Source organism: Halomonas sp. YLGW01, from assembly GCF_014840935.1.
In the GTDB taxonomy this organism is placed as follows: Bacteria; Pseudomonadota; Gammaproteobacteria; order Pseudomonadales; family Halomonadaceae; genus Onishia.
Genome location: NZ_CP062005.1, coordinates 1,242,701 through 1,265,245, shown reverse-complemented (window position 1 = coordinate 1,265,245; position 22,545 = coordinate 1,242,701). Strand labels below are relative to the sequence as shown.

At 65.1% G+C, this 22,545-nt stretch carries 20 protein-coding genes; 9 read left to right on the top strand and 11 right to left on the bottom strand.

All coding sequences use genetic code 11. The annotated features are described in order from the left end of the window. The first annotated feature begins 44 nt into the window (after window positions 1–44). From rbsD to IEJ03_RS05880, 5 genes are read left to right on the top strand one after another with little or no spacing between them, the layout of a single operon-like run. On the top strand, window positions 45–464 hold the full coding sequence (rbsD, locus tag IEJ03_RS05900) for a D-ribose pyranase (RefSeq protein ID WP_192036743.1): 420 nt from the start codon (window positions 45–47) through the stop codon (window positions 462–464). Then, the gene (locus IEJ03_RS05895; RefSeq protein ID WP_242458059.1) at window positions 461–2,011 is read left to right on the top strand and encodes a sugar ABC transporter ATP-binding protein; all 1,551 of its coding nucleotides are present in this window, start codon (window positions 461–463) and stop codon (window positions 2,009–2,011) included. Before rbsD ends, IEJ03_RS05895 begins: the two co-directional genes overlap by 4 nt. Further along, a complete protein-coding gene (gene rbsC, locus IEJ03_RS05890) occupies window positions 2,008–2,970 on the top strand; it encodes a ribose ABC transporter permease (protein WP_192036741.1) in 963 nt (320 codons plus the stop codon). Before IEJ03_RS05895 ends, rbsC begins: the two co-directional genes overlap by 4 nt. A 50-nt stretch (window positions 2,971–3,020) precedes the next feature. Then, complete coding sequence (rbsB, locus tag IEJ03_RS05885; protein WP_192036740.1) at window positions 3,021–3,902, top strand: ribose ABC transporter substrate-binding protein RbsB; 882 nt, start codon at window positions 3,021–3,023, stop codon at window positions 3,900–3,902. Window positions 3,903–3,912: 10 nt separating this feature from the next. Then, window positions 3,913–4,920 (top strand): LacI family DNA-binding transcriptional regulator, encoded by a 1,008-nt coding sequence (locus IEJ03_RS05880; protein WP_192036739.1) that lies wholly within the window; start codon window positions 3,913–3,915, stop codon window positions 4,918–4,920. Window positions 4,921–4,987: 67 nt separating this feature from the next. Here the strand turns inward: IEJ03_RS05880 and IEJ03_RS05875 are convergent, their stop codons facing one another. Both IEJ03_RS05875 and IEJ03_RS05870 read right to left on the bottom strand, forming a co-directional pair. After that, complete coding sequence (locus IEJ03_RS05875; protein WP_192036738.1) at window positions 4,988–5,602, bottom strand: hypothetical protein; 615 nt, start codon at window positions 5,600–5,602, stop codon at window positions 4,988–4,990. Further along, window positions 5,603–7,165 (bottom strand): sigma-54-dependent transcriptional regulator, encoded by a 1,563-nt coding sequence (locus IEJ03_RS05870; protein ID WP_192036737.1) that lies wholly within the window; start codon window positions 7,163–7,165, stop codon window positions 5,603–5,605. A gap of 390 nt (window positions 7,166–7,555) precedes the next feature. On the opposite strand from IEJ03_RS05870, the gene phhA reads away from it, so the two are divergent. The 3 genes from phhA to IEJ03_RS05855 all read left to right on the top strand — a co-directional run bounded on the left by phhA (window position 7,556) and on the right by IEJ03_RS05855 (window position 10,050). Then, window positions 7,556–8,458 carry a phenylalanine 4-monooxygenase gene (phhA, locus tag IEJ03_RS05865; RefSeq protein WP_347400999.1) on the top strand — a complete coding sequence of 301 codons (903 nt, stop codon included), beginning with the start codon at window positions 7,556–7,558 and terminating at the stop codon, window positions 8,456–8,458. A gap of 64 nt (window positions 8,459–8,522) precedes the next feature. Beyond that, window positions 8,523–8,861 carry a 4a-hydroxytetrahydrobiopterin dehydratase gene (locus tag IEJ03_RS05860; RefSeq protein ID WP_192036735.1) on the top strand — a complete coding sequence of 113 codons (339 nt, stop codon included), beginning with the start codon at window positions 8,523–8,525 and terminating at the stop codon, window positions 8,859–8,861. Between the two features lies 1 nt (window position 8,862). Next, the gene (locus IEJ03_RS05855; RefSeq protein ID WP_192036734.1) at window positions 8,863–10,050 is read left to right on the top strand and encodes an amino acid aminotransferase; all 1,188 of its coding nucleotides are present in this window, start codon (window positions 8,863–8,865) and stop codon (window positions 10,048–10,050) included. A gap of 610 nt (window positions 10,051–10,660) precedes the next feature. Here IEJ03_RS05855 and IEJ03_RS05850 read toward each other — a convergent pair. The 3 genes from IEJ03_RS05850 to IEJ03_RS05840 all read right to left on the bottom strand — a co-directional run bounded on the left by IEJ03_RS05850 (window position 10,661) and on the right by IEJ03_RS05840 (window position 15,487). Further along, window positions 10,661–11,920: a D-amino acid dehydrogenase gene (locus tag IEJ03_RS05850; protein WP_192036733.1), complete on the bottom strand. Its 1,260-nt coding sequence runs from the start codon at window positions 11,918–11,920 to the stop codon at window positions 10,661–10,663. Window positions 11,921–12,103: 183 nt separating this feature from the next. Next, the gene (locus IEJ03_RS05845; RefSeq protein ID WP_192036732.1) at window positions 12,104–13,426 is read right to left on the bottom strand and encodes an MATE family efflux transporter; all 1,323 of its coding nucleotides are present in this window, start codon (window positions 13,424–13,426) and stop codon (window positions 12,104–12,106) included. A gap of 99 nt (window positions 13,427–13,525) precedes the next feature. Then, window positions 13,526–15,487, bottom strand: a complete 1,962-nt coding sequence (locus IEJ03_RS05840; RefSeq protein WP_277950345.1) for an EAL domain-containing protein — start codon at window positions 15,485–15,487, stop codon at window positions 13,526–13,528. A 303-nt stretch (window positions 15,488–15,790) separates the two neighbouring features. On the opposite strand from IEJ03_RS05840, the gene IEJ03_RS05835 reads away from it, so the two are divergent. Next, window positions 15,791–16,585 (top strand): 2OG-Fe dioxygenase family protein, encoded by a 795-nt coding sequence (locus IEJ03_RS05835; protein ID WP_192036731.1) that lies wholly within the window; start codon window positions 15,791–15,793, stop codon window positions 16,583–16,585. Between the two features lie 238 nt (window positions 16,586–16,823). Here the strand turns inward: IEJ03_RS05835 and IEJ03_RS05830 are convergent, their stop codons facing one another. The 6 genes from IEJ03_RS05830 to IEJ03_RS05805 all read right to left on the bottom strand — a co-directional run bounded on the left by IEJ03_RS05830 (window position 16,824) and on the right by IEJ03_RS05805 (window position 22,543). Further along, a complete protein-coding gene (locus IEJ03_RS05830) occupies window positions 16,824–17,405 on the bottom strand; it encodes a YceI family protein (protein ID WP_192036730.1) in 582 nt (193 codons plus the stop codon). A 94-nt stretch (window positions 17,406–17,499) separates the two neighbouring features. Continuing rightward, on the bottom strand, window positions 17,500–18,054 hold the full coding sequence (locus IEJ03_RS05825; RefSeq protein ID WP_192036729.1) for a cytochrome b: 555 nt from the start codon (window positions 18,052–18,054) through the stop codon (window positions 17,500–17,502). A gap of 386 nt (window positions 18,055–18,440) precedes the next feature. Further along, window positions 18,441–19,646, bottom strand: a complete 1,206-nt coding sequence (locus IEJ03_RS05820; protein WP_192036728.1) for an O-succinylhomoserine sulfhydrylase — start codon at window positions 19,644–19,646, stop codon at window positions 18,441–18,443. Between the two features lie 20 nt (window positions 19,647–19,666). After that, complete coding sequence (gene purF / locus IEJ03_RS05815) at window positions 19,667–21,187, bottom strand: amidophosphoribosyltransferase (protein ID WP_192036727.1); 1,521 nt, start codon at window positions 21,185–21,187, stop codon at window positions 19,667–19,669. Between the two features lie 64 nt (window positions 21,188–21,251). Next, a complete protein-coding gene (locus IEJ03_RS05810) occupies window positions 21,252–21,839 on the bottom strand; it encodes a CvpA family protein (RefSeq protein WP_192036726.1) in 588 nt (195 codons plus the stop codon). Continuing rightward, complete coding sequence (locus IEJ03_RS05805; RefSeq protein ID WP_242458057.1) at window positions 21,836–22,543, bottom strand: SPOR domain-containing protein; 708 nt, start codon at window positions 22,541–22,543, stop codon at window positions 21,836–21,838. The genes IEJ03_RS05810 and IEJ03_RS05805 overlap by 4 nt, the downstream gene beginning before the upstream one ends. Window positions 22,544–22,545: the final 2 nt, after the last annotated feature.

Sequence of the window (22,545 nt, the reverse complement as noted above, 5' to 3'; positions counted from 1 at the left end):
GCGCTTACAATGCGCGCTGAATTCTCAGCCTTAGCGTGAACCCCGTGAAACGTCATGGCCTGCTCAATGCCCCGCTCAACGCCCTGATCGCCGAGCTCGGGCATACCGACACTCTGGTGATCGCCGATGCCGGGCTGCCGATTCCGCCCGAGGTGCCCCGCATCGACCTGGCGGTGACCCCCGGCCTGCCGGGCTTCCTGCCAGTGCTCGATGCCCTGCTCGAGGAGCTGTGCGTCGAGGGCGTGACCCTCGCCGATGAGATCGCCACCCACAGCCCGGCTCTCAAAGACGACATCCTGAACCGTCTGGCGGCGCTGGAGGCCAGGGACGACCGGACCGTGGAGACCCGTCATGTCTCCCACGAGGCCTTCAAGCAGTCGCTCTCCAACGCCAAGGCCGTGATCCGCACCGGCGAATGCACGCCCTACGCCAACATCGCCCTGCACAGCGGGGTGCCGTTTTGAGCGCCGCGTCGTCGACCGCACCGAAGGATGCGTCCTGCCAGCCTCTGATGGCCCTCAAGGGCATCGAGAAGGGCTTCTCCGGCGTCACCGTGCTAGAGGGCGTCGATCTCTCCCTCTTCCCGGGCCGCGTCCAGGCGCTGGCCGGCGAGAACGGCGCCGGCAAATCGACCCTGATGAAGGTGCTCAGCGGCGTCCACCAGGCCGACGCCGGCGAGATCTGGCTGCGCGGCGACAAGGCCCACTTCACCACGCCGCGCCAGGCCATGGATGCCGGCATCGCCATCATTCACCAGGAGCTCAACCTGGTCGGCGGCCTCTCGGCCGGCGAGAACATCTTCCTCGGCCGTGAGCCGCGCACGCGCCTGGGCACCGTCGACTGGACTCGCCTGTATCGCCAGGCCGGCGAGCTGATGGCCCGCCTCCAGCAGCACATCGACCCGCGCACCCCGGTCGATGGCCTGAGCATCGGCCAACAACAGATGGTAGAGATCGCGCGCGCGCTGTCCCTGGACGCCGAGATCATCATCATGGACGAGCCCACCGATGCCCTGACCGATATCGAGACCGAGATCCTCGAGCAGGTGGTCGCCGCCCTGCGCGAGGAGGGCAAGTCGCTGGTGATGATCACCCACCGCTTGCCCGAGATCTTTCGCATGTGTGACAGCGTCGCCGTGCTGCGCGACGGCCGGCTGGTGCACGACGGGCCGACCGCCGAGCTCAGCGAGGACGACCTGATCCGCAAGATGGTGGGACGCGAGCTCGCCGACCGCTACCCCTACGAGCCGCCGACACCGGGCGAGGTGATGATCGAGGTCGATCGGCTGTCGGCGCCCGGCGTCGACGAGGTCTCCTTCTCGGCCCGAGCCGGCGAGGTGCTGGGCTTCGGCGGCCTGATGGGGGCCGGGCGCACGGAAATGGCGCAGGCGATCTGCGGCGACACTCCCGTCCGATCGGGCGAGGTGCGGATCCGGGAGCGCCCGGTGCGCTTCGGCTCACCGCGGGACGCCCTGCGCGCGGGCCTCGTCTATGTGCCCGAGGATCGCAAGCAGGCCGGGCTGCTGCTCGCACACTCAGTGGCCAGTAACATGTCGCTGGCCGCCCTGCCGGCCTTCTGCGGCCCCTTCGGCCTGATCCAGGCCGGCCGCGAACGCGCCGCCGTCGAGCATTACATCAAGGCCTTCCGCATCAAGCTCAACGACCGGCATCAGCCCATCGACACGCTCTCCGGGGGCAACCAGCAGAAGGCGTCGCTGGCCAAGGCGCTGATGACCGAGCCGGAGATCGTGATCCTCGACGAGCCGACCCGCGGCGTCGACGTCGGTGCCAAGCGCGAGATCTATCTGCTGATCAACGAGCTCAAGCGCCAGGGCAAATGCGTGCTGCTGATCTCCTCCGAGATGCCCGAGCTGCTCGGGCTCTCCGATCGCATCATGGTGCTCGCCAACGGCCGTATCACCGGCGAATTCACCCGCGACGACGCCACGCAGGAAACCATCATGACCGCCGCTGCCCACATCGAGGCAGCCACGGAGACCGTCACCCCATGAGCACCCTCACCATGAACAAGGCCGCCACCCGGCTATTGATCGACAACAAGGCCTTCCTCGCCCTGGCGCTGCTGGTCATCGTCAGCGCCGCCCTGAGCGACAACTTCCTGACCGTCGACAACATCCTCAACGTGCTGCGCCAGTCAAGCATCAACGCCATCATCGCCATGGGGGTGACCTTCGTCATCCTGACCGCCGGCATCGACCTGTCGGTGGGAGCGGTGCTGGCCCTGACCGGGGCCTTCGCCGGGGCCATGACCGCCTCAGGCCTGACGCCCTGGATCGGCGTGCCCGGCACCGTCGCCGCCGGGGCCGGGCTGGGTGCCATTGCCGGGGCCTTCGTGGCATACGGCCGCATCCAGGCCTTCATCGTCACCCTGGTGGCCATGACCATCCTGCGCGGGGCGGCGCTGGTCTTCACCGACGGGCGCCCCATCTCGATCGGCACCACGCCGGCCGCCGATCTGTTCTGGCAGCTCGGCGGCGGCTACTGGCTGGGCGTGCCGATTCCCATCTATCTGATGTTCTTCGTCTTCGTGCTCTGCTGGGGCGTGCTGCATCACACCCGCTTCGGCCGCCATGTCTATGCGGTGGGCGGTGGCGAGAAGGTCGCGCGCCTCTCCGGCATCAACGTCACTCGCATCAAGATCAGCGTCTATGCGATCTCCGGGGCCTGCGCGGCGCTGGCAAGCGTGGTGCTGACCGCCCGCCTGGGCTCGGCTCAGCCCACCGCCGGTACCGGCTACGAACTCGATGCCATCGCCGCGGTGGTGATCGGCGGCACCAGCCTGATGGGTGGTCGCGGCCGCATCTTCGGCACCCTGGTCGGCGCCCTGGTGATCGGCGTGCTCAACAACGCCCTCAACATCATGGGCGTGTCGTCCTACTTCCAGATGATCGCCAAGGGCGCGGTCATTCTCCTGGCCGTGCTGCTCGACAGCCGGTCGACCTCGTCGTGACACGCCAGCACGACTCACACGCTTCACAACAAGATCCAAGGAGCCAGACCATGAAGAAACTGCTACTCGCCTCCGCCGTCGCCGCGGGCATCGGTCTCAGCGGGCAGGCCATGGCGGATCGCATCGCCCTGGTGGTGTCCACACTGAACAACCCCTTCTTCGTGACCCTGCAGGAAGGCGCCGAGCGCCAGGCCGAGGCCCTCGGCCACGAGCTGATCGTGCTGGATTCCGGCAACGACGCGGCCCGGGAGCTTTCCAACGTCGAGGACGCCCTGTCCCGTGACATCGATCTGCTGCTGATGAACCCCACCGACTCCGATGCCGCCGTGTCCAGCGTGCGCTCGGCCAACGCCCGCAACGTGCCGGTGATCACCCTGGACCGCAGTGCCAACGGCGGCCGCGTGGCCTCCCACATCGCCTCCGACAACGTCGCCGGCGGCACGCTTGCCGGCGGCTACATCGCCGAGCGGCTCGGTGGCGAGGGCCAGGTCGTGCAACTGGAAGGGGTTCCGGGCGCCTCGGCCACCCGCGATCGCGGCGAAGGCTTCATGACGGCGGTCGAGGCCGCTCCCGGCATCGAGCTGGTGGCCTCTCAGCCGGCCAACTTCAACCGCACCGAAGGCCTCAACGTGATGGAGAATCTTCTCCAGGCCCATCCGGGCATCCAGGCCGTGTTCGCCCAGAACGACGAGATGGCCCTCGGCGCCCAGCGCGCCCTCCAGGCGGGCGGCAACGACGAGGTGATCCTGGTCGGCTTCGATGGCACCGACGCCGGCATCCAGGCGGTCGAGGATGGCATCATGGCCGCCACTATCGCCCAGCGGCCCGCTCTCATCGGTGCTCTCGGCATCAAAACCGCCGATGCCCTGCTCAAGGGCGAGGACGTCGAGGCCAATATCCCGGTCCCGCTCAAGCTGATTACCCAGGAATAAGTCGCCGACCATGGTTCGCCTCAAGGACGTGGCGCGCCTGGCGGGGGTGTCGATCACCACCGTCTCCCACGTGGTCAACCAGAGCCGCGCCGTTGCACCCGAGACCCGCGCCCGGGTGCAACGGGCCATCGCGGCCCTGGACTACCGACCGGATACCGTCGCGCGCACCCTGAAATCCCGGCGCAGCCGGACCATCGGCATGATCGTCACCAGTGCCGACAACCCCTTCTTCTCGGCGCTGATCCGTGGCGTCGAGGATCACTGCTTTGCCTGCGGCTACAGCCTGATGCTGTGCAACGCCGACGACGTCGACGACAAGCAGGTGGCCTACCTCGAGACGCTCCTGGAACGCCGCATCGACGGGCTGATCGTGATGACCTCTCGCAACGGCCCGGGCTTTCTCGCGGCCCTGAATCGCCAGGCCCTGCCGACCGTGATGCTGGACGCCGCCGCGACCCCGCGGCCGGATATCGCCGTGGTCAACGACGACTCGCGTCTGGGCGCCCGGCTGGCCATCGAGCATCTGCTGGCTCGGGGCCTTGACGATATCGCCCTGCTCACCGGCCCCGCCGATCACCCCCGCTCGGAGGAGCGCCTGGCCGGCGCGCGTGCCGCCTGCGAGGCCGTGGGCCTCGCGTTGCCGGCAAGCCGCATCATCGTCACCAATCTGCAGGCCGACGGCGGGCATGCCGCCATGCGCACCCTGCTTAACAAGGGCCCCCGCCCCCAGGCCGTGTTCGCCTTCAATGACCTGACAGCCATCGGCGCCCTGCGTGCCGCCGTGGACGCGGGCCTGCGCCTGCCCGACGAGCTCTCCATCATCGGCTACGACGACATCGATATCGGCCGCTATGCCTCCCCCGCCCTGACCACCATCCATCAGCCCATCTACGAACTCGGCGCCACCGCCATCGCTCAGCTGATCGAGCGCCTAGAGCATGGGCGCCCATTCGACCCAGTGACGGCTCTGCCGCCGTCGCTGGTGATACGGGAATCGGTCAGGCAACGCCTGCCCTGATAGAAAGGCCGACACCAGTTCTGCCATCAGCGCTGAACCACGCCCACATGGCGCCATGCCATCCGGGTCAAGCGCCCCGGTGGTGACTGCGCCAGCGCATGATGGCGAGCATCAGCAGGTGTATCGGCAGATAGAGAACCAGCGGCCAGGCGAGCATCAGAGCCACGAGATACCAGCAGGGTTCAAGGCTCGTCTGTGACTGCCCGAAGGGCCCCTGTACCCAGTTGATGTTGTGCTCGGGAGCGGTGAGCCAATAGCTCAGCGGTATCACCAGCCAGGTCAGGCCTGTCTGCCAGTAGATGGCCCGATGGTCATAGCCCAGGCGCCAGACCGCGTAGCCAGCCACGACGGGCAGCCACAGGTGAAAGAGGGAGAGCCCCCGTACCAGAGCCGGGGAGGCGGAGTCGAACATGTACTCGGTGCCGCCGATCGGGTGCATCCCGATCAGCGCGGCGACCGCCACATCCAGCGTCCACAGCGCCCCCACCAGCGTCACCGCCAGCAGCTGCATCGACACCAGTCGGCGGCTCTCAATGAGCAGCCCCAGCCACAGCAGCAGGCTGGCCAGATCGCACAGCCACAGGAAGTTGTCCGGCCCCAGCAGCACCCAATAGCTCGGCGCCCATATCAGCACCCAGGCGGTAAAGCCGAGCTTCAGGCCAAGGGGCAGCTGGCTCGCCATTTACTCGGCCTCGTCGCCGAGGCCGTAGCGCTTCAGCTTGTTGGCGATGGTGGTATGGGACACCCCCAGCCGGCGCGCCAGCTGACGGCTCGAGGGGTGCTGCGGATACAGCGCGGCGAGCACGCGCTTCTCGACGTCGCCCATGATCTCACCGAGCGAGCCCTCCAGATCGACGCCGGCGAGTCCCGGGGCCTGGCCCACGTCGGGCAGGCGCAGGTGGGCCGGCGTGATGGTACCGCCCTCACACAGCGAGACCGCCTGGAAGAGCACGTTCTCGAGCTGGCGCACGTTGCCGGGCCAGTGATAGCTCGCAAGCCTTGCCTGCGCCGCCGGCGAGAGCACCGGCAGCGGGCAGCCAATCTGGCGCGCGGCGCGGTCGAGAAAGTGCGCCGCCAGCTCCTCGATGCCATCGAGGCAGTCTCGCAGCGGCGGCACCTTGACCGAGAGCACGTTGAGGCGATGGTACAGGTCCTGGCGGAACAGGCCGGCGGCACACAGGGCGGGCAGATCCTGCTGGGTGGCGCAGATCACCCGCACATCGAGATAGGTCTCCTCGTCGCTGCCGACCCGGCGAAAACCGCCGTCTTGCAGGAAGCGCAGCAGCTTGACCTGCAACCGCGGGCTCATCTCGCCGACCTCATCCAGGAAGATGGTCCCACCGGCCGTCAGCTCCAAGAGCCCCAGCTTGCCCTCCGGGCGAGCGCCCTCGAAGGCGCCCGAGGCATAGCCGAAGAGCTCGGTCTCGGCCATCGACTCGGGCAGCCCCGCACAGTTCAGCGCCATGAACGGGGCCTGGCCGCGGGCGCTGGCCAGGTGGCAGGCCCGGGCCAGCAGCTCCTTGCCGGTGCCGGTCTCGCCCTCGATCAGCAGGGGCGCATCCAGCGGTGCCATGCGTCGTGCCTCGCGGATCAGGGTCGCGAGCCGCGGACTCGACTGGAAGATCGCCTCGAAACCGCGCAACTCCTGGCGCTGGACCTGATAGATGCGTTCCCCGATGCGATCGGCCCGGTGCAGGGTCACCACCGCCCCGGCCAGCGACGCCACGTCGTCGTGCTGTTCCCGGTGCAGCGGGGCGATATCGGCCAGGTAGGTGGCGCCCTTGAGCTTGAGCCGCAGGCCATTGACCCGGGCATTGTTGCGCCGAATCAGATCCGGCAAGTCGAGATCCGGCAGATAGCGATCCAGCGACAGCCCCGGCACCTCGTCGACCCGAACGCCCAGCATCTGGCCGGCGGCCCGGTTGGCGGCCACCACGCGGCCCTCCATGTCGATCGACATCACCGGCTCGGATAACGAGGACAGCAGCGCATCCAGCTCCAGGTGACGCCGTTCGCTGGGCATCAGGCTGACACGCTTGACGCCGAAGACTCCGGGGATGGTCTCGAGCGTCGGCCTGAGCGAAGCCAGCTGGGCATTGAGCAGCTGCGGCAGGTGCAGGTAGATGGTGTTGCCGTGATCGCCCCCCACCTCACCATGGGCCACATTGACGCCGTAATCGGCGAAGTGAGAGACGATGTCCCGCAGGATGCCGATCCGGTTCTGACAGTGAAATTTCAGGCGCATGGCGATCTCTCGATGAAGAGTTCTGGTAGAGAGTCCTGGTAGAGAATCCCGGTAGTGAGTCCAAGCAAAGAGACTCGGTAAAAGCCTCGCAAAAGAGCCTCGGCAACGGGTCCCGCTACCAAGCTTCTGTCAGACGTCTCGGTGAAGCCTGAGGCACGACACGGCACCATCCGACATCACAGGCGTCAAGACGGCGTGACTCGACTGTCAAGTTAACGTGACGCAAGGGTCGTCTCAAGGCCAGAAACCAATGGAAAACATGATGTCGCGCCGCCTGAGGCGAGCAATCGTCAACTTTTCGTGACGCTTTCTGCCCTGCTCCGGCGTCCATACGTGGCCTAGGTGACTTCTCCCCGGCCATGGCTCTCATAGACTGAGATCACACTTCGAGTGCAAGACACCGCGGTGCCCCTCGCGACGCTCGATGCGACAACCAATAACAAGAGACCGCCAACCGGAGACTGCCGCATGGCCACGCAGACCCAACCGATCGCCGCAAAGCCGAGCAAGTATCAGGCGCGACAGCCCGATGCCAACGGCCACATCGCTTACAGTGATCAGGAACACGCCACCTGGCAGACCCTGATGCAGCGCCAGCTGCCGATCCTCGAGGGGCGTGTGTGCCAGGAGTACCTCGACGGCATGGAGCGCCTCGCCCTGCCCGAGACCCGCATTCCCCAGCTCGCCGAGGTCGATCGGGTGCTAGAGGCCACCACTGGCTGGCAGACCGCCCAGGTACCGGCGCTGATTCCCTTCGACACCTTCTTCGAGCTGCTCGCTCATCGCCGCTTCCCGGTTGCCACCTTCATTCGCACCCCGGAGGAACTCGACTACCTCCAGGAACCGGATATCTTCCACGAGATCTTCGGCCACTGCCCGATGCTGACCAATCCCGCCTTCGCCGACTTCACGGCGACCTACGGCAAGCTTGGCCTGGCCGCCAGCCCCAAGGAGCGGGTCTACCTGGCGAGACTCTACTGGATGACCGTGGAGTTCGGTCTGGTGGATACCCCACAGGGCCGGCGCATCTACGGCGGCGGCATCATCTCCTCGCCCAAGGAGACGGTTCACGCCCTGTCCGACGCACCCGAACATCACGCCTTCGATGCCCTGGAGGCGCTACGCACGCCCTATCGCATCGATATCCTGCAACCGCTCTATTACGTGCTTGACGATCTCGAGGCCCTGCATGACCTGTCCCGGCAGGACATCATGGCGCTGGTGCATCGCGCCATGACACTGGGCCTGCATGCACCCAAGTTTCCGCCCAAGCCGCAGGCCGTTGGCGCCTGAAGGCTTGCCACACAGACACCCCGTCACAGTCCATCATGATCACCCAACCATCGAGGATATTCCCATGAGCGATCTTTCCGAACAGCAGTGCGAAGCCTGCAGCTGGGACGCCCCCCACGTCACCGAGAGCGAGATCGAGGCACTTGGCCAGCAGATTCCCGAGTGGCAGATCATCGAGCGCGATGGCATCATGCAACTGGAACGTGTCTTCAAGTTCCGCAATTTCAAGCAGGCCCTCGCCTTCACCAACCGGGTCGGTGAGATTGCCGAGGAAGCCGGTCATCATCCCGCGCTTCTCACCGAATGGGGCAAGGTCACCGTGACCTGGTGGTCACATGAAATGAAGGGCCTGCACAAGAACGATTTCATCCTAGCCGCCAGAACCGACGAGGTTGCAGCCTAAAATGTTCGAGCAGATTCAGCGGGTGCCCGGGGACGCGATCCTCGGGTTGATCGAAGCCTTCAACAATGACACTAACCCCCAGAAGGTCGACCTGGGGGTCGGGGTCTACCGGGATGCCGCCGGCACGACCCCGGTGATGCGGGCCGTCAAGGAGGCCGAGGCCCTGCTGCTGAAGAACGAGACCACCAAGAGCTACATCGGCTCTCACGGTGATCCGCGCTACGGCAAGGTGATCCTGCCCATGCTGCTGGGCGAGGAATCGCCGGTACTGGCGGCCAACCGCGCTAGCGCGACCCAGTCGCCCGGCGGCACCGGGGCCCTGCGCCTGGCCGCGGACTTCATCCACACCCAGCTGCCCGGCCGTGGCATCTGGGTCAGCGACCCCACCTGGCCGAACCACCTGGGCATCTTCCAGGCCGCCGGGCTGAAGCTTGGCAAGTACCCCTACGTCGATGCCGATAACCGCCTGGACTTCCCGGGTATGCTGGCGGCGCTGAAGGAGATTCCGGTTGGCGACGTGGTGGTACTGCACGCCTGCTGTCACAACCCGTCCGGCTTCGACCTGTCCCGCGCGCAGTGGCAACAAGTGCTGGAGGTGGTCCAGGAGCGCGAGCTGCTGCCGCTGATCGACTTCGCCTATCAAGGTTTCGGCGAAGGCCTCGAGGAAGACGCCTATGGCGCACGCCTGCTGGCCGAAAGCCTGGATGAGGTGCTGATCACCAGCTCCTGCTCCAAGAACTTCGGTATTTATCGTGAGCGCACCGGCGCCCTGGTGGTGATCGCCAAGAACCAGGAACAGATGGAGAACGTGCGTTCGCAGGTCGCCATCGTGGCCCGCGAGAACTACTCCAACCCGCCCGCCCACGGGGGTGCCATCGTCACCGAGATCCTCGAATCGGCGGAGCTCGCTGCGGTGTGGCGCGAGGAACTGACGGAGATGCGCGATCGCATCAACGGCCTGCGTCGCGACTTCGTCGAGGCCCTGAAGCCCTATGACCTGGCCGACAAGTTCGCCTGTGTCGGCGAGCAGCGCGGCATGTTCTCCTACACCGGCCTCAGCCCGGAGCAGGTCGACCGCCTGCGTGACGAGTTCGGCATCTACATGGTGCGCTCCGGCCGCGCCAACGTGGCCGGCTTCTCCGACGAGAACCTGCCCTACCTGGCCAAGGCCTTTGCTGCGGTCAACTGAGTCTCCGGGAAGACGATACCCCTTGGCGCCCGGCTTTTGCCGGGCGCCTTGCGTTGCAGCCTGGCCACCACGGTGCAACGACATGCAACCAACGCACACAGCAAGGGGCGAGTGCCATCACGGCCCTCGCCCCTTGTACTATCTCACGCCGAACCGCGCGGCCGGCGTCATGCTGCGCCTGGCTTTCCAGGTTTAGTTGATGGACACGCTGCCGCTGGTCTCGGTCTGGCTAGCGACATCGGCCTGACCGGCGGCTTCGCCACCCAGGCTGCCCTTGACCTCAGCCGCGGCATCACCGGCGGACACACCGATACTTGCCGTGGCCCTTCCCTGGGCCGTGGCTTGGCGATCCTGCCGATGCCTCACCCGCACGGAGGCGAAAAGGGCGCCAAAAAACTGAAAAGCCATCAATATTAGAAAGTTGAATAAGACTGGCGCGACATCGGTAGGCTCCCTGCGCCGCGTCTTCCGCGAGGCTCTGTTGCCGATTGCCAACAGTCCTCAGGAGTATGCTTAAACGTCTTTTTGATCAGTCACTTACATTGCATCTAAACACAGACGCCCCTCCTACCGGTGGCAGAAGGGGCGTCGATCGCGGGCTCGGGCTCGCTCAGCTCGCGTAGCGGGACACGTCCAGATCCTTCGGGTCGATCTCCGGCTTGCGGCCATCCATCAGATCGGCCAGCAAATGGGCGCTGCCACAGCTCATGGTCCAGCCCAGGGTGCCATGGCCGGTGTTCAGCCACAGGTTATCGTACTTGGTGGCACCGATGATCGGCGTGGAATCCGGGGTCATCGGACGCAGGCCGGTCCAGAATTCGGCCCGCTCGACATCGCCGCCCTCCGGGAACACATCCTTCACCACCATGCTGATGGTGGCGCGACGCTTCTCGAGCAGGCTCATGTCATAGGAGGCGAGCTCCGCGGTGCCGCCCACCCGGATACGATCATCGAAGCGCGAGATCGCCACCTTGTAGCTCTCGTCCATCACCGTGGACTGCGGCGCGCCGCCATCGTCGATGACCGGCACGGTCAGGCTGTAACCCTTGACCGGGTAGATCGGCAGGCGGATATCCAGGTCCTTGACCAGGAACTTGGAGAAGCTGCCCATGCACACCACATAGGCATCGGCGCTGATCTCGCCCTCGCTGGTCACCACCGATTCGATGCGCCCGGCACTGCGCTTCAGGCGCTCGATGGTCACCCCGAAGCGGAACGAAACGCCGAGCTTCTCGCGGCAGTAGTCGGCCAGGCGGTTGGTGAAGAGATGGCAGTCGCCGGTCTGGTCGTCGGGCAGGTGAAGACCGCCCACGAATTTGCCCGACACCCGGGCCAGCGCCGGCTCGACGTCCTTGATCTGCTCGGCGTCGAGCAGCCGGTGGCGCACGCCGCACTGCTCCAGCACCTTCATGTCCTTGGCTACCGCCTCGACCTGGCTGTCGTAACGGAACAGCTGCATCAGACCCTGCTGGCGATCCTCGTAGCGGATCCCGGTGTCCTCACGCAGTGCATTGATGCAGCCCCGGCTGTACTCGGCGACACGCACCATGCGCTCCTTGTTGATCGCATAGCGCTCGGCGGTGCAGTTGTTGAACATCTGCATCATGAAGCGCGCCATGGTGGGGTCCGGCTTGGGCTGAATCTTGAGCGGCGCATGCTCCTGGAACATCCACTTCATGGCTTTCTGGGGAATCCCGGGGGCCGCCCAGGGGGAGGAGAAGCCGAACGAGACCTGACCGGCATTGCCGTAGCTGGTCTCCATGGCCGGGGCGTCCTGACGGTCGATGACCGTGACCTCGTGGCCCTGACGCGCCAGGTAATACGCGCTGGTCACGCCCACCACTCCGCTGCCGAGTACGACGACCTTCATTGCTTCTCCCCTTCTTGTTGCTGTCCTGGAATGCTCGGCCGCCGGCGGCGCCGACGGTAAGCCATGAGTATAAGGGAGACGGTTAAGAGAAATATTCTGAATATAAAGAATTAAACAACAGCAAGAACCAAAAACATGGCCAAAAGCTAGCGTTAAAATCTAAATATCGACCAAAGACAGGTGTTATCTCTTCGGATAAGCGAGCGCCGGGCGTCGGCGACGATACAGCCCCCAGGCGAGCGCGCCGGCCAGACCATTGCCGACCGCCGCCCCCAAGGCGAGCCCCGTCATCCCGGCGAGCTGGCTGCCCAGCCACAGGCAGGGCAGATAGCAGACGAACAGGCGAACCCCCGACATCAGCATCGCGCCCAGCGGCCAGCCCAGCGCATTGCCGGCCGATACCACCACCATGCACAGGCCAAGCAAGGCATAGCTCGGCAGCAGGAAGCGAATCAGCAGCGCCAGTTCATCGCGGACTTCAGGGTTGCCCGACAGCAGGAGCGCCAGCCAGGGGGCGGCCACGGCCAGCACAATGCCCAGCGCCAGCTGCCAGCCGATGATCACCCGAGCCGCCAGGCGCATCAGGCGACGAATGGTATCGCCATCGCCGGCGCCATGGCAGCGGCCCAGCCAGGGCGGCAGGGACATGGTCAGCGCCAGCACCAGCATCAGCGATACCGTCTCCAGGCGACTGGCGAGCCCCCAGGCCGCGACGCTGGTCTCCCCGAGGGTCGCCACGATGCGGGTGGAGAGCATCGCCGCCAATGGCGGCATCAGCTGGCTGACCATGGCCGGGGCAGCGATCCCGGCGAAGCCGGCCGCCGAGCGTCGCGCCTCCGACCAGAGCCCCCGGCGGGCCAACCAGTCCCGGCGGACCAGCCGCCCCGACAGCAAGGCCAGCCCCGCGCTGAAGGCCAACACCGTGGCCCAGGCAGCACCGGGCAGGCCCAACCCTTGCCAGTCACCGACCCCGAAGATCAACAGCGGATCGAGCACCAAATTGATCAGACTGGTGACCACCATCAGCTTGCCCGGCAAGCGGGTATCGCCATGGGCACGGAACAGGCTATAGCCGAAATACACCAGCGCCCCCAGCCAGGCAGAGAGCAGCTGAGGTCCCCAGTAGGCACGAATCAGGCCCAGGCTGCCCGGCTCTGCCCCGAGCAGGGGGAAAAGCGTCGCCTGCCAGGCCCACAGCAGCAGGGCCAGGGCGGCGATGACGGCGCTGGCCACGCCCAGCACCAGGCTGCCCAGGCGCCTGGCGCGTGCGTCCTCTCCCGCCCCCAACACCCGGGACAGCTGAGCGGCGATGGCAATCCCCATGCCGACCTGGACACCAATGATCAGAAAGGACAGCGGGAAGGTAAACGTCTGGGCCGCGAGGGGGGCCGTGCCCAGGCGAGCGATGAAGGCACTATCGACGAGCTGAAAGCCTAGTAGGGCCATCACGCCGATGGCCATCGGCCAGGTCTGGCGCCATAGCCGGCGCCCCAGAGATTCGTTCATGGCATCCGATACCGGCACATTGCCTCCAGAGGACGGTGCTAAAGGGGCGATATTGTACGCGCCCCGTTGCCGTCGCGCAGGCTCGGATCCACCTTTCGATCAGCGGTGAGGAAGCTGTCCGCGCAGGGCCATCAGGGAGCCTTGCAGGCGCCCGATATCCTCGGCGCCCATCGGCCTGAAGTAGTAATAGCCCTGCACCAAGTCGCAGCCGAACTCGCGGATCAGCTCGAGCTGCTCCTCGGTCTCGACCCCCTCGGCGACCACCTCGAGGCCCAGCTGGTGGCCGATGAAGACCATTGCCGCCATGATCGCCCGATCGCTGGGCTCGTCCGGGGCATCCCGCACGAAGCTGCGGTCGATCTTCAGTGCCGTGATCGGGAATTGCTTCAGGTAGCTCAGGGACGAATAGCCGGTGCCGAAATCGTCGATGGCGATCTTCATGCCCTGGTGATAGAGGCGGCGCAGCGTATGCAGCACACGCTGATCGGCCTTGATCAGCACATTCTCGGTGAGCTCGATGCCGATATCCCGCACCGTGAGGCCAAACTCCTTCATGCAGGCCTCGAGAATGGCGAAGACATCATGCTGGATCACCTGCTTGCCGGACAGGTTGATATCGATACGACAATCCCCGAGGCCCTCGGCCTTCCATTCGGCCTGCTGGCGGCAGGCCTCGCGGATCACCCATTCGCCGATGCGATGGATCAGATTGGAGCGCTCCGCCACCGGAATGAACTCGCCGGGGGAGACACTGCCGCCTTCGCTCGGGAACCAGCGAATCAGCGCCTCGAGGTTCTCCACCCGACCGCTGCTGGCTGCCACCTGTGGCTGGTAATGCAGGCAAAGCTCCCCGTCACGCAGGGCGCGCTGCAGCCGCTCGGCCATGCGGTACTCGTGGATCAGTTCATCGTGCAGGCCTTGATCGAAGAACCAGTAGGCCTGGTGGGAGGCGAGCTTGGCCCGGTTCTTGGCCACATCGGCATTCTGAATCAGCTCCCGGGCATTCTGGCCATTGTCCGGATAGAGACTGACCCCAATCTTCAGGTTGATGTGCACCTGCCCCAGGCCCATATCGAAGGGCTCGTGGAAGGCCGAGAGCAGCTTATCGACCAAGGTCAGGGCATCGCTCTCGGAGCGAAGATGCGGAAACGCCATCACGAATTCATCGGCTCCGAAGCGGGCCAGCAGGTCCGAGCCTCGCTGACAGCCCCGCAACCGATGCGCGACTTCCACCAGCAGCCTATCGCCCTGCTCATAGCCCTCGGCATCGTTGATTTCGGCGAAGCCTGAAATATCGACGAAGGCCACGGCCACCATCTCGCCCATGCGACGAGCATGGCGCAGGCCCTCGTCGAGCTGCGACTCGTAAGTCGGCCGGTTGGGGAGCATGGTCAAGGCGTCGAAGCGGGTAATGAAGTCCAGATCACGACGCGCCTGCTTTTGAACCGACAGATCGACATCGACGCAGAACATCAGCGGCTCGGCGGTGTGCTCGCCGAGCATGACGTGGTGGGAAAAGACCGCCACCGTCTCTCCCCCCTTGCGCTTGAGCTCGAGCTCCGAGGCGGGAATCTCGACCCCTTCCTGCACCCAGGCGCGATGTGCCTCGATCACGCCAGTGCGCATCTCGGGCGGAATGATCAGGTCTTCGAGCAGCTCGCCTTGCGCCTCGTGGGCCTGATACCCGTACAGCTCGGTGCTGGCCGAATTCCAGTAGATGACCCGACGATCGCGATCATAGCCCTGCACCGCCACCTTGGGCAGGCTTTCAAGCAACGCCCGAAAGCGCTGCTCACTCTCGGAGTAATGCCGCTGGACGCGCTCGAGGGCACCCGCCCCCGAGGCGGCGGCCGCATCGACCAGCCACAGGCGCCGCAGGCAGGCATACAACGCCAGACACAACAACGCGATCGCGCCGATCTGAAGCCAGTGCGGCTCCTCCAGGGTAAGGCACAGCAGGAGCGCCACACCGGCCAGGCCCGATACGATCAGGGTCGAGGCATGTCGCCAGCGGGCTAGCCGCTGGGAGGCTTTCGCGAGGTTCCGAAAGGCAACAGGCAAGAAGACATCTCCCGGGTCATCATGAGGCACCCGCTACATCGTGGGACCACTACTCCTGCGAAAAAGGCGGGACGACTTCCATGATACATGCTTAGCCTCTACTAGCGCTTTTCATGCCGAAAGCTTATTCGCCACCCAGCCTCAAGCGTAGCCGAAGGACCGGGAATCAGTCATTCACAAGTAGGCCTTCATTCCACGTTCCATTGGCAATTCTGAGGAAGTCTCTCAACTCTTGAGAAGTTGCTGTTATAGCAACTTTCCAAGCCGCCACCCCCGGCGGCGCTCTCTCAAGAGGATGAGATCATGAAAAACGAAAGCCTGAAGCACGGTTACGACCTGTCGACCATCGCCCAGCCCACCACCCCGACCTACTGGGAGCCCCGCGTTCCTCGGGAGCTGTCTCGCCAGGGCTGGAGCCTGGCCGATATCTCGTCGCGCATCGATCTCGGGGCCTGGGCCGGCTTCCTGCCGACGCTCGCTCGTGACCCCTACGTGAACCGCCGCTGGAAGCGCATGTCGTGGCTGAATGTCACCGACCAGGGAGACGTGGCGGTGATGGGCCAATGCCCCATGGCCCAGGGCGGCGCCTTCAACGACGCCGAAAGCATGGCCGACAAGCTGCGTTACTATCCCGACCTGGAAGAAGGCTTCATGGCGCGCCCGGACGTACAGGCCTTCGTCAGGGCCTGGGCCGAGCTGTGGGGGATCGAGCCGCGGGAGCCGATACTCATGCAGATCACCGGCAGTCGCGGCAAGGGCATGATCGACCCCCTGCAGGGACAGGGCATCCATGCCGACGGCTGCAAGTGCCTAAGCATCCTGGTCATCAACCGCGACAACGTCGAGGGTGCCACCAACCACCTCTATGCGGACAAGACCGGCCAGCGGCCGTTGCTCGCGCATGTCACCGCACCGGGGGAGGTGCTGCATCTGCACGACGACCGTCTCTTCCACAGCGTCGATGCCATGACTCAGCACGACTCGTCCCGCTCCTTCGAACGCTTCATCATCATCATCAACAGCCGTTTCGTGGACGGCTTCCAGAACCGAATGCTGCGTCGCCACTTCCCCGATGCGGTGCTCAACGAGGTCTTCTGATACCGTCCGCCCCCGCCGACCTCTGATCGCATCAGCGCAAGGAGTGCACACCTGATTCGTCGGCAGACAGCGAAGGGAACTCGCGCACCGGCCAACCCTGTTGGCCGGTTTCTCTTTCCCGCCCCGCAACAACCTCACCCCCGCTCGTCATCGTTGGCACCCCAATGGAGTGCATAGACGAAAAAGGCACCCCCGGTCGCCCGGCAGTGCCTCAAAGATCGCCTGTAGAAGACGGGTGTTACTGACGAATGCCCTCGAAGGTGACATAGAGCTCGAGCGATTGCATGGGCTCCGGCATACCGCTCATGTCGATATCGAAGTCGGCGAGAGTCAGGCTCGTGGTGCCCTCGAAGCCCTGGCGGTAGTTGCCCCAGGGATCCTCACCGCCGCCGACGTGCTCGACGGCCATCTCGATTTGCTGCGTCTGGCCGTGCAGGGTCAGGTCGCCGGTCAGCACGCCCTCGCCTTCGCCGGTGGACTCGAAGCCGGTAGAGGTGAAACTGGCCATCGGATATTCGCCGGCGTCGAGGAAGTCTTCGCTGAGAATATGCTTATCACGCTCGGCATGATTGGTGTTCAGGCTATCGATCTCCACCTCCATGGAGACGGACGCCGCCGCCAGGTTCTCCGAGTCGTAGCTGAACTCGCCGCTGAACTCCTCGAAGGAGCCGAGAATGTAGGAAAAGCCCAGGTGACTGATCTTGAACTGCACGAAGGCGTGCTGCCCCTCGGTATCGATCAGGTAGTCGGCAGCCTGCGCCTGACTCATGGGCACCAGGGCGGCCGCGGTCAGGGCGGCCAATGCGGTCTTCTTCAACATCATCTTGCTCCTTCTTCGATGAACACTCGGGGCGGCCTCATGATGGTGAGCCCCGACTAAGGATGGCGAGCGCGACAGTGCGCCGATCACGCCATTAGGGCTTTCGCAAGAGACGGGGAGTCATCATGCGCGTCAGGGTATCCTGACGGTCGATGAAGTGATGCTTGAGGGCCGCCAGCATGTGAACCGCGGCGAGCCCGATCAACCCGAGGGCGGCATACCAATGCACGGTGCCGGCCAAGGTCGCCTGGTTGGGCAGGTCACTGATCAGTGCCGGCACCTCGAACCAATCGAAGACGCTGATGCCGCGCCCGTCGGCGGTGGAGATCAGATAGCCGCTGACCAGCACCACCACCAGCAGGACGTAGAGCCCCAGGTGGCCGAGCTCGGCGGCAAGCCGTTCCAGGCGCTGACCGGGCAAGGCCGGCGTCGCTCCCAGGACGCGCCAGACCAGTCGCAACAGGGTGGCGGCAAACAACAGGATGCCGACCGAACGATGCCACCAGGGGGCCAGGTTGTACCAGCTGTCGTAGTAGCCAAGACCGGTCATCCACCAGCCCAGGACGAAGAGCCCGATGATCGCCACCGCGCTCGTCCAATGAAATACGATACTGACGATGCCCCAGCCCTTTCGAGTATTACGCCACATCCATCGGCCCTCCTGGCACTGATAATGATAGCCCTAGTGGATAGTGCATCTACGCCATGAATCCATTTCGTATAAGTGATTGATCATACCCATCGGGCGGGTATGAAACAGCGCATAAAAATGAACGTTTCATGCATGTTTCACCAACGGTTACGACCGACTCGCGAACCGCTTGCAGTGATGATGGCTGTCTCGATGATGAAATGATGAACGTCTGGATGGTGAACGCCTGGATTACGCCTGTGTCGCCATCCGCCCAGCTCAGCAACACTGCCTGCTAGTGACTGACGCCATCGTGACGTTCAGCACGGATGGGGATCATCTTTTCCCCAGACACGACAACGCCCCGCAAGCGGGGCGTTGTCGATGGGAACGGTCATGGCATCTCAGCGCACCAAGGCATCGAGTCCTCGCGCCAGATCGCCCTTGATGTCCTCGATATCCTCGAGACCCACCGAGACGCGCACCAGCCCTTCGCCGATGCCTGCGGCGTCCTTCTGCTCCGGCGAGAGACGACCATGGGTGGTGGTGGCCGGATGACCGATGGTCGACTTGACGTCGCCCAGGTTGCCGGTGATCGACAGGATGCGGGTGGCATCGATGACCGACCAGGCCGCCTCGCGACCGCCCGCCACCTCGAAGCCCAGCACGCCGCCGAAGCCGCGCTGCTGCTGGGACGCCAGCTCATGCTGGGGATGCGTCTCGAGCCCGCTGTAATGCACGCGGGTAACCGCCGGGTGTGCCTCCAGGAAGCGCGCCAGCGCCAACGCATTCTCGCAGTGGGCGCGCATGCGCAGGCTCAGCGTCTCCAACCCCTTGAGGAACACCCAGGCATTGAAGGGGCTCATGCAGGGGCCGCAGGTCCGCACCACCCCGAAGAGAGCCTCGAGTTCCTCGTCCCGGCCGACCACCGCGCCGCCCAGTGCACGCCCCTGACCGTCGAGGTACTTGGTGGCCGAATGGATCACCAGATCGGCGCCCAGCGCGAGCGGGCGCTGCAGAGCCGGCGTCAGGAAGCAGTTGTCGATGGCAAGCAAGGCGTCATGGCGATGGGCGATCTCGGCGAGGGCCGCGATATCCACCACCTCGGACAGCGGGTTCGACGGCGTTTCGGCGAACAACAGCTTGGTACGCGACGTGATCGCGGCTTCCCACGCCTCGAGGTTCGACAGCTCCACGTAGTGGGTGACGATGCCGAACTTGGCGAGATACTTGTCGAACAGGCTGACCGTGGAGCCGAACAGCGAGCGCGACGCGACGATCTCGTCGCCGGCCTCCAGGAGGCCCAGCGCCGTGGTCATGATCGCACCCATGCCGGAGCTGGTGGCCACGCAGCGCTCGCCACCCTCCATGGCCGCCAGGCGCTTCTCGAAGGTGCGTACCGTGGGGTTGGTGAAGCGGGAATAGATATTGCCCGGCTCCTCACCGCCAAACTTGCGCGCCGCCTCGGCGGCGCTTTCGTAGACGAAGCTCGAGGTCGGGAAGATCGGCTCGCCGTGCTCCTGTTCCGCGGTACGCGCATGGCCGGCGCGGATGGCCTGGGTGTCCATCGCCCAGTCGTGCCAGGGCTCAAGGCCGTGTTCTTCGTTCATGCTAGCTCCCATCGCACCGATTAGTCGTCCTGGTCATCGTCCTGATTGTGCATGCCCACCAGCGCATGATCCCCTGCGCTGTGATCCTTGGCCGCATCGTTGCGCGAGGCTTCCAGGTTGTTCAGATAGGTCTCGTCGATATCACCGGTGATATAGCGACCATCGAAGACCGAGCAGTCGAAGTCCTCCAGCGCCGGGTTGACCTCGCGGCAGGCGGTCTTCAGGTCCTCGAGATCCTGATAGAACATCCGGTCGGCGCCGATCAGCTCGCCCACCTCGGCCTCGGTACGGTCATGGGCGATCAGCTCCTCGGCCGACGGCATGTCGATGCCGTAGACGTTCGGAAAGCGCACGGGCGGCGCGGCGGAGGCGAAATAGACCTTGTTGGCCCCGGCCTCTCGGGCCATCTGGATGATCTCGTTGCAGGTGGTACCGCGTACGATGGAGTCATCCACCAGCAACACGTTCTTGCCCTTGAACTCGATATCGATGGCGTTGAGCTTCTGGCGCACCGATTTCTTGCGCAGGGTCTGCCCCGGCATGATGAAGGTGCGGCCGATGTAGCGGTTCTTCATGAAGCCTTCGCGGTAGGTCACCCCCAGGTGCTGGGCGAGCTCCAGCGCCGAGGTCCGCGAGGTATCGGGAATCGGGATCACCACGTCGATGTCGTAGTCCGGCCATTCGTTGCGGATGCGATCGCCGAGCTTGCGGCCCATCTGCATGCGGGTGCCGTAGACATAGGCTCCGTCGAGGAGAGAATCCGGACGCGCCAGATAGACATGCTCGAAAATGCAGGGCGCGAGACGCGGCTTGTCGGCACAGACCTGGGTATGGATGTTGCCGTCGAGGTCGACGAAGATGGCCTCCCCCGGCGCCAGATCGCGATGCAGTTCGAAGCCGCCGACATCCAGCGCCACCGATTCCGAGGCGATCATCACCTCCTGGCGTCCTTCTTCCTGACGGGTGCCGAAGACCACCGGGCGAATGCCGTGGGGGTCGCGGAAGGCCACCATGCCATAGCCATTGATGATGGCTACGGCCGCATAGCCACCGCTGCAGCGACGATGCACCCGGCGCACGGCATCGAAGATGTCCTCCGGGCGCATGCTCAGGCCCTGCTTGCCAAGCTCATGGGCGAAGACGTTGAGCAGCACCTCGGAATCGGAGCTGGTGTTGATGTGACGCAGATCGCTGGAGAACAGCTCCTGCTTGAGCTGGTCGGAGTTGGTCAGGTTGCCGTTATGGGCAAGCGAGATGCCGTAGGGCGAGTTGACGTAGAACGGCTGGGATTCGGCCTCGCTGGAGGACCCGGCGGTCGGATAGCGCACATGGCCGATGCCCAGGTTACCCTTGAGGCGACGCATATGGCGGGTGTGGAAGACGTCCCGCACCAGGCCATTGCTCTTGCGCAGCAGGAAGCGCCCCTCGTGCCAGGTCATCATCCCGGCGGCGTCCTGTCCGCGATGCTGAAGGACCGTCAGGGCGTCGTACAACGCCTGGTTCACCGCCTGATTGGCCATTAGGCCTACGATACCGCACATTCCGGCTTACCTCGCTTGCAATGGTGCTTCGGCGCCGACCTGGCCGACGCCATGAATAATCGGTTTAGCGCGCGCCGTCCTCGCGCGCGCGGGGCTCGTCGCCCGCCGGGGCGTCCTGCCCCAGGATGTCGGGCAGGGAAAACTCGCGCAGTTGTTCGGCACGCGCCGGATCCTGGCGCTCCCAGGCGGCGACGCGGTCGAGGGTCCAGGCCTCGAGGCGCTCGAAGGTGGGGCGCACCCTGGCCTCCTGCCAGGCCTCGAGCTGCTCGAGAGGCGTGAAGCCGATCAGCAGCGTCGCCAGCACCAGGATCACCCCGCCCTTGAGGATGCCGAAGACGGCGCCGGCGACCCGGTTGAAGAAGCCCATGCCGACCCATTCCACGGCCGCATGCAGCAGGCGGATGACGATGCCGCCGAGCATGATGACCACGAAGGTCACCAGCACGAAGGCCAGCACCAGACGTCCGTCGGGACTGTCAATCAGACCGGCCAGCAGGTCCGCCACCGGCTCGGCGAAGAAGCGCGCCGCCACCAGGGCCATCACCCAGGTGACGAGCCCCAGGCCTTCCTGCACCAGGCCGCGCATGAAACCGGCCAACATGGTGATGGCCAGCACGCCCAGATAGATCCAGTCGACCCAGGTCAGAGTCATGGCGACATCCTCACCACCAGCCCCTGGAGATTGGCCTTGGCCTTGAGCTCGCTGCGGGCGCGCTCGCCTTCCTCGGCACTGGCGAAGGGGCCGACGTAGACGGCGGTCAGGTCATTGCCGCGGGGCCGACGATAGGCGTTGAATCCCTTGGCCTCGAGCTGCTGCTCGAGGCGCTCGGCGTTGCCCGGTTCACCGAAGCTGCCGGCCTGCACGGACCATTCACCGGCGGCGGCTCGCTTGGCCTCGGCGGCCCGCGCCAGCTCCGCGATGGGGTCGACGGCTGTCTCGCCCTGCTCGCCCCCGTCACTGCCCTCCGGCGCGTTCGAGGTCACCTCGGGTTCGTTCGGTGCGGCGGAAGGCTGCTGCGAGACGACTTGGGGCTCGGAGGGCTCGTCAGCATCCGGGACGCCGGCTTCCGATGCACCGGCGTCATCCACCTGACCTGTGGCGTCGTTCGAGGCCGCTCCGATGCGTTCACCGGAACTCTCATCGGAACTGCTATCAAGGCTGCCATCGACACGGTCGTCGAGCCCGGCAGGCGGTTGGGGGTCGTCGACCTCCACCCGATCGACCTCCAGCGGCGCCTCGATGCTCAGCATCGGCTGGGGGCGTTCCTCACGGGGCACCGGGTCATCGAAGAGCATCGGCAGAAAGATCACCGCCAGGGCCACCAGGATGACGGCCCCGCTGAGACGTTCACGCATTC